Origin of the sequence: Streptomyces sp. NPDC127197 (genome assembly GCF_042672405.1) — a bacterium.
GTDB classification, from domain to species: domain Bacteria; phylum Actinomycetota; class Actinomycetes; order Streptomycetales; family Streptomycetaceae; genus Streptomyces; species Streptomyces flavusporus.
This window is the reverse complement of record NZ_JBHXVG010000027.1, coordinates 24,709-31,256: the sequence shown is the minus strand read 5'-3', so window position 1 is coordinate 31,256 and position 6,548 is coordinate 24,709. Positions and strand designations below refer to the sequence as shown.

7 protein-coding genes are annotated in these 6,548 nt (G+C 69.9%); 4 read left to right on the top strand and 3 right to left on the bottom strand.

From position 1 onward, the window contains the following. Positions 1-114: 114 nt before the first annotated feature. Entirely contained in the window at positions 115-513 is a 399-nt protein-coding gene (locus tag ACFVJQ_RS32455) for a 6-pyruvoyl tetrahydropterin synthase family protein (protein WP_385517196.1), read from the bottom strand. Positions 514-717: 204 nt separating this feature from the next. On the opposite strand from ACFVJQ_RS32455, the gene ACFVJQ_RS32450 reads away from it, so the two are divergent. From ACFVJQ_RS32450 to ACFVJQ_RS32435, 4 genes are all read left to right on the top strand, one after another. Next, positions 718-1,176 carry a YbaB/EbfC family nucleoid-associated protein gene (locus ACFVJQ_RS32450; RefSeq protein ID WP_385517195.1) on the top strand — a complete coding sequence of 153 codons (459 nt, stop codon included), beginning with the start codon at positions 718-720 and terminating at the stop codon, positions 1,174-1,176. Between the two features lie 280 nt (positions 1,177-1,456). Next, positions 1,457-1,957 (top strand): cupin domain-containing protein, encoded by a 501-nt coding sequence (locus ACFVJQ_RS32445; protein ID WP_385789157.1) that lies wholly within the window; start codon positions 1,457-1,459, stop codon positions 1,955-1,957. Between the two features lie 174 nt (positions 1,958-2,131). Further along, positions 2,132-2,896: an MBL fold metallo-hydrolase gene (locus tag ACFVJQ_RS32440; RefSeq protein WP_385517191.1), complete on the top strand. Its 765-nt coding sequence runs from the start codon at positions 2,132-2,134 to the stop codon at positions 2,894-2,896. A 336-nt stretch (positions 2,897-3,232) separates the two neighbouring features. Further along, a complete protein-coding gene (locus ACFVJQ_RS32435; RefSeq protein WP_385517189.1) occupies positions 3,233-3,772 on the top strand; it encodes a hypothetical protein in 540 nt (179 codons plus the stop codon). A 715-nt stretch (positions 3,773-4,487) separates the two neighbouring features. On the opposite strand, the gene ACFVJQ_RS32430 is transcribed toward ACFVJQ_RS32435, so the two are convergent. Both ACFVJQ_RS32430 and ACFVJQ_RS32425 read right to left on the bottom strand, forming a co-directional pair. Then, complete coding sequence (locus ACFVJQ_RS32430) at positions 4,488-5,087, bottom strand: GPP34 family phosphoprotein (protein ID WP_385789154.1); 600 nt, start codon at positions 5,085-5,087, stop codon at positions 4,488-4,490. After that, positions 5,084-6,529, bottom strand: coding sequence for a dihydrolipoyl dehydrogenase family protein (locus ACFVJQ_RS32425; protein ID WP_385517183.1), 1,446 nt, complete (start codon positions 6,527-6,529; stop codon positions 5,084-5,086). Before ACFVJQ_RS32425 ends, ACFVJQ_RS32430 begins: the two co-directional genes overlap by 4 nt. Between the last annotated feature and the right edge of the window lie 19 nt (positions 6,530-6,548).

The window sequence follows — 6,548 nt, the reverse complement described above, 5'->3', positions numbered from 1 at the left end:
CAATTCGCCGGGGTTGTGGAATAGGCCCGCGTTGGGCTATTTCTCCAGCCCCCGCCCGGCCCCCAACCGGTTCAGGCGGGGCCCCCCGGCGCCCCCCCGGCCCCCGTGCGTGTGTCACACGCTGCGCTCGTAACTGGCCCACGCGATGTGCGACTCGTGCAGCGTCACGACCACCTCACGGATCCCCCGGGCGCCCTCCCCCAGCGTCCCCGCGTGGATCGCCTCGACCAGGCGGTCGGCGATCACCTTGGCCAGGTACTCCGTCGAGGTGTTGATCCGGTGAAACCGCTCCTCGTCGTCGAGATTGCGGTAGTTGAACTCGCCGATCACCTTGCCGAGTTCCGCGGTGGCCAGACCGATGTCGACGACGATGTTGTCGTCGTCCAGCTCCGGGCGCCGGAACGTCGCGTCCACGACGAACGTCGCCCCGTGCAGCCGCTGGGCCGGGCCGAAGACCTCGCCGCGGAAGCTGTGGGCGACCATCATGTGGTCACGTACGGTGATGCTGAACAAGAGTCCTCCAAATGGGGTGTGCGCTCGGCACGGAGCATAACCGGCGCACATGTGAACCAAATGTGCGGTCCTCTCGTGTCCTTCATGTGTCGGAAGGCCCTGGGCCGGGTCGCCCTCCGACACACCCGTCCTCTTCCCCTTTCGGGGACATGCGGCGAGGATGTGCGTGCCGCCTGCGGGTGGCTTCACCGGCAGAGGAGGACGATGGAGACGTCACCGGGAAGCCGTCTGGAGCAGGTCCTTGCCGACTTCGCCGAGCGGTACGGAACTCTGTCCAGGGCCCGGGAACAGATGAGGGCGCTGTCGGTGACGGCGCGTTCCAGGGACGGCGTCGTGGAGGTCACCGTGGGTGCCAACGGCCACGCGGCGTGGATCCGCTTCGTCGACAATCGGTTCCGCGGGATGGCCGCCCCACAGCTGGGCGACAGTGTCCTGGAGGCTCTGACAACGGCCCGGGCCGAGGTCGCGGCCAGGGCGGCCGCCGTGATGACGGCCGCGAACCTCCTGCCGGCGTTGCCCGCGCAACCCGTGCCCGGAGGCGAGCCGACGAGGTCACGGCCGCAGGGGCCGCTGTGGGGCCGTAGGCCCTCGCTGCCCACTCCCCTGCCGCCGGAGCTGCGCGAGGCCGTCATGGCGCTGAGAGACTCCGTGTGCGAGCCATGAGCGACTCCTGCCGGCCCTCGATGTGCGGGTGTGCGGGGGTGCCGGAACAGCCGGGGAGAGGTGCGGGCATGGCCGCCGGGTCCGCCTGACGGCATTCCGTCGGGCCATCGGATGTGTTCAGGGCCGAGGGCAGACACACAGGTTTGACCACTCACACGTTACTCTGTGGCTGGAGAAATCCCACAGCGAAATGTGCCGGTCTCCGCCGGGTGTCCCTAGGCGTGCGTCCCATTTTCGTGTTCCTCGATCATTTGTCACTCTCCGAACAGGAGTCACACATATGACCAACTTCCCCTCTCCGCCGCCGGTCCCCCAGGACCGTCAGTTCGTTCTCGGCCAGCATCTGCGCCTGTCGGTCCTCGCCTCCGGGGAGGAGACCGAGGGCCGGCACGACGTGTCCGATGTCATCCTGCCCCCGGGCGCCGGGACGCCGCTGCATCTGCACACCGGCTACGAGGAGCGCATCTGGGTCGTCTCCGGCTCGCTGACGGTCTGGGCGGGCTCGGACGCCTTCACCCTGCGGTCCGGGGACTTCTACGCCATCAAGATGAACACGCCCCACACCATCAAGGCGGGGGACGACGGTGCGCGCACCCTCGCCATCACCTCTCCCGCCAGGTTCGCGGAGCTCATCAGCCGCACCGGTACCTCCGCGCACCTGGCCACCACCGAGACCGAGTGGGACATGGGGCTGTTCCAGGCCGTCACCGAGGAGTTCGGGGACGTCATCCTCGGCCCGCCCGGAGCCACTCCGGCCGATCTCCAGCGCGACACCAAGTGACACGACCGGACCTGCACTGCGGGGTGTGACGACGGCGCCCGTCCGGTCACCCTCCGCGCTCAGGTAGCCGCTTCCCGCGCCGCGCGCCGACGGCGCGCGGCGCGAAGGAAGGGCCCCTCACCCAGCGACAGGGCCCCTCAGGGTTCCGGCCGCAACGAGAGGATCAGAAGGACCATGCCGAAGCTTCTGCGTGAGGACGACATCGTCCGCGTCGAGAGCAACGTCTATTCGGTGTCAGGCAGCAACACCAACTGGGTCATCGTCAAGGACGGCGACAGCTGCACCCTCGTCGACACCGGCTACCCGGGCGACCGCGACGCCGTGCTGGCCTCACTGGAGGCGGTCGGGCTGAACGCCCGCTCCGTGGCCGCCGTCCTGGTCACACACGCGCACAACGACCACATCGGCGCGGCCGAGCACCTGCGCGCCACGTACGACGTGCCGGTCCTCATGCACCAGGAGGAGGTACCGCACGCCCGCCGCGACTTCCTCGACCAGGTGTCCGTCGGCCAGGTGCTCGCGCAGGCGTGGCGGCCCGGTGTGCTCCCGTGGGCCGTACACGCCCTCCGAGCCGGCGGAATCACGCATGTTCCGGTCTGCGAGCCGCAGGCGTTCCCCGCGCCGGGAGCACTGGACCTGCCCGGTGCGCCGGTGCCCGTGCACACACCGGGGCACACCAAGGGCCACTGCGCCTACCACCTGCCCGGCAGCGGCATCCTGATCACCGGCGACGCCCTGGTGACCGCGCACCCCGCGTCGCGGATCAACGGACCGCAGCTGCTGCCCGACATGTTCCATACCGACCGTGCCCGGGCTCTCGATTCCCTGGCCGTGCTCGAGGGCCTGGACGCGGGTCTCATCCTGCCTGGTCACGGACCCGTGCATCGCGGGTCGGCCAAAGAGGCAGCCCTGACGGCCCGCGAGCACGCCGCCAGGTGACGGCCCCGGATCCGAGGCGCGGTCCGACACTCGTACTCGTCCCCCCGACGGGGCAACACGGTCCCACACATACAACGACCCACCAAGGGTCGTCAGGGAGGCGGTTCGACGACATACTTACCGGGCAGTATTGGCGGAGGGAGCCTCGTGCGAGTGACGTCGTCGAACCCTCGGGAGGTCGAAGAAGGTCCACACTTCCTCTATGCGCAGGCACATCAGCGCCTATCGTGAAGAGTGGACATGCCAGACGAACCATCTGGCGTCGACACTTATCTGCACGGGACCCTCGGCGTGGGTACCATGCGCAACGTCATCCATATCGAGGGAGTGAACGGTGTGACCAGCCAATCAGCCGCCACGCTCCGATCGCGGTACGTAGCACAAGCCGCGTCGGACCTGGAGGAGAACCGTCGGCGACAGCAGGAGCTGATGGAGAAGATCAGGATGCTGAAGCAGGAGGAGGCCCTCCTGGCGGACATCATCAACCTCGCCGAACAGTACGAGGGTTTCACGGACGCGTCCCGTCTGCCCGAGCAGTTGCAGGAAGAGCCCGTCGTCGAAAAGGCGAAGCAGGCCCCTGCCGAAACCGCTTCACGACGCTCCACGTCGGCCAAGACCACTCCGGCCGCCAAGACCGCACAGGCCAGCGCGAAGGGGAAGTCGCACCAGCCTCTGCTCGGTGACCTGCTTGCGGACCTGCTCGGCCAGTACGAGGAGCCGCGTCTGGCGAAGGAGCTGCGGGACGAACTCCTCAAGAAGCACCCGGACCGCAATCCCACACCGCAGGTGGTACGAAACACCCTCGAATCCCTGGTCGCCAAGGGACGTATCAGGCGTCACAAGCAGCAGCGTTCCGTCATGTACACCCTGGTGTAGCGGGCGAGGCGGACAGCTCCGACTGACACCCACGCGCGTCCCGCGGGCGGTGGGCCGCAACCGGGCACTGCAATGCACCTCATGCGACACAACCCGCCACGCGGGACGGGTGCGGCACTTCAGGGCGTGTACCAAGGGTTCCTCCCTACGGAGCCACATCCGCCAGCCATGCCTCGTCGACAGTCGGGGCGAGCATGAGTTCGTCGACGCCGAGGTCCTCGTCGCCCAGGGCGAAGCACGCAAACAGCGACGAGGTCCCGCGTGCCCTCGCGTCCGGCAGCCTTCCAGGCCGCACGTGCGCGGACGAAGGCCGGGCCAACGGCCGTGGCCGGCACCGACGGGCCGGTGTCGTCCACCACGAAGTCGTCGGCTCTTCTCCGACGCCTTGGCCCAGGTCGGAACGGCGTCGGGCCGGACATCTCGGATCTGGTGGGGGGCACGATACCGATCCTCACGAGCGCGCCTTCTCCTCACGACGGTCCGACGGGCGGAAAGATCCCCGCTTCCCCTATTCCCTACAGCTCCACGTACTTCGCAGGGGAAAAGGTTCACTCGGGGTTGCCCAGCGTCTGTAGGAGCCGACGGTCGATCAGCCGACCGGTGCCGTGAGGGGCCTCGTCCAGGCAGCGGAGTCTCAAGAAGCCTCCCATGTGGCAGGTGTGAAAGCCCCGCTCACGGGTGTGACCACGCCCGTCGGCGCGCCCGCTCAGCGGCCCTATCCCCGCCAAACGTTGTCGAACGCGGCGTTCTCGACGTCCCGCCGCAGTCGTACGGCCTCCAGCTGCGTCACCGCGTCGCCGACGGCGGCCAGCACCGTCGTGACCGCGTCCCCGGTGAGGCTCTCGCGGGCCTCGGCCGGGTCCTCCCCGATCCCTGCGGCCGCCAGCAGAGCGGCGAGGACGGGCTCGCCGGACGCCCTGCGTTCCTCCGCACTGCGGCGGGCCTGCGAGGCGGCCAGGACGGTCCGCGCGGACCGCAGCCGGAAGCGGCCCCGTGGGTGGGTGACGAGCCCGGCCCGCTCCAGGTCGTCGATATAGGCCGCGGCAAGCTCGCCACCGCGGCGCCACAGCCACTCGTCGACCTTCTCGTACGGCTCCCGCCGGGTGAGCGAGGCGTGCGCCTGATCCAGCAGACGGTCACCCGTTGCCACCCGAGGGCCGGGCATCATGCGGTCGCCGTCCAGGCTCAGCGCTCCGCTCTCCAGGAGATCGACCGCCTCGGCCCCCGCGAGCGCAAGGGACAGGTCTCCCTGTGCCACGGGCCGATCGGACGGCATACCCAGGGCGACGAGCGCGAGGTCGCGTGCGGTGGTCATGAGTCCCTCCTCGTCTCGAGCAGGCGCAGCCACACCTCGCTGATGGTGGGGAACGCGGGTACGGCGTGCCAGAGACGCTCGACCGGCACCTCCCCGGTGATGGCGACGGTGGCCGAGTACAGCAGCTCGGCAACGCCCGGTCCTACGAAGGTGGCGCCGACGACGACCTGACGGTCCCGGTCGATGAGGATCCGGGCCCTGCCCCGGTAGTCGGGGCGATACTGGACGGCGCCCGCGAGGTGACCGATCTCGTAGTCGACGACCTCGACGGCCCGGCCGGTGCGCTCGGCCTCGCGGACGGTCAGGCCCACGGAGGCGACCTCGGGGTCGGTGAAGACGACGCCGGGGATGGCCTCGATGTCGGCCGTACTGCTGTGCGGAGCCCAGCGGCCGGTGTCCAGCTGATCACCTCGGGCCCGGCCGGCGATCACGGCACCGGCGATGCGCGCCTGGTACTTGCCCTGGTGGGTGAACAGGGCCCGGCGATTGACGTCGCCTACGGCGTAGAGCCAGTTCCCGGGGACGGCAGTGACGGTGAGGCTGTCGTCGGTGGCGAGCCAGTCACCCGCCCTCAGTCCCACGGTGTCGAGGCCGATGTCCTCCGAGCGCGGGGCGCGGCCGGTGGCGAAGAGGATCTCGTCGGCGGTGATCTCACCGCCGTCCGACAGGCTGATACGGACCTCCCCCTCGCCGTCGTCCACCCGCTCCGCGCCGACGACGAAGACGCCGAACCGTACGTCCGCACCGGCCTCCCGCAGGCGCTCGGTGACCAGCTCGCCCGCGAAGGGCTCCATCCGGGGCAGCAGGCCGTCCTCCCGGGCGAGCAGGGTCACCCGGCTGCCCAGGGCCTGCCAGGCGGTGGCCATCTCAACGCCCACCACACCGGCGCCGACGATCACGAGACGCTGCGGCGGCTGCTGGGCGCTGGTCGCCTCCCGGCTGGTCCAGGGCCGCAGGTTCTCGATCCCGGGCAGCCGGGGCAGGGCCGTGCGGCTGCCGGTGCACACGGCGACGGCGTGCCGGGCCCGCAGGCGGACGGTGTCGCCCTCGGGGGTCTCCACGGACACCTCGCGCTCCCCCGCCAGCCGTCCGTGACCGCGCAGCAGGTCGATGCCGACCGACTTGATCCACTCGACCTGGCCGTCGTCCTTCCAGTCGGCGGACATGCGGTTGCGGTGCGCCAGGACGGCCTCGACGTCCAGCGGGCCCTTGACGGCGGGGTCGAGACCCGGGACGTGCACGGCGTCGGCGCGGAGCAGGACGGGGCGCAGCAGGGCCTTGCTGGGTTCGCAGGCCCAGTACGAGCACTCGCCGCCGGCCAGTTCGCTCTCCACGATGACGGTGCTCAGGCCCGCGGCGGCGGTCCGGTCCGCGACGTTCTCGCCGACCGGACCTGCGCCGATCACTATGACGTCGTACGTGCGTATGTTCTCGGTCGGCATGTGTCCTCCGGTGACGGAG

What these genes read in the sequence shown, in the direction of transcription:
- ACFVJQ_RS32450 (WP_385517195.1), top strand. Translation starts at nt 718, where the DNA reads ATGGAGACGTCACCGGGAAGCCGTCTGGAGCAGGTCCTTGCCGACTTC.
- ACFVJQ_RS32445 (WP_385789157.1), top strand. Translation starts at nt 1,457, where the DNA reads ATGACCAACTTCCCCTCTCCGCCGCCGGTCCCCCAGGACCGTCAGTTC.
- ACFVJQ_RS32440 (WP_385517191.1), top strand. Translation starts at nt 2,132, where the DNA reads ATGCCGAAGCTTCTGCGTGAGGACGACATCGTCCGCGTCGAGAGCAAC.
- ACFVJQ_RS32430 (WP_385789154.1), bottom strand. Translation starts at nt 5,087, where the DNA reads ATGACCACCGCACGCGACCTCGCGCTCGTCGCCCTGGGTATGCCGTCC.
- ACFVJQ_RS32425 (WP_385517183.1), bottom strand. Translation starts at nt 6,529, where the DNA reads ATGCCGACCGAGAACATACGCACGTACGACGTCATAGTGATCGGCGCA.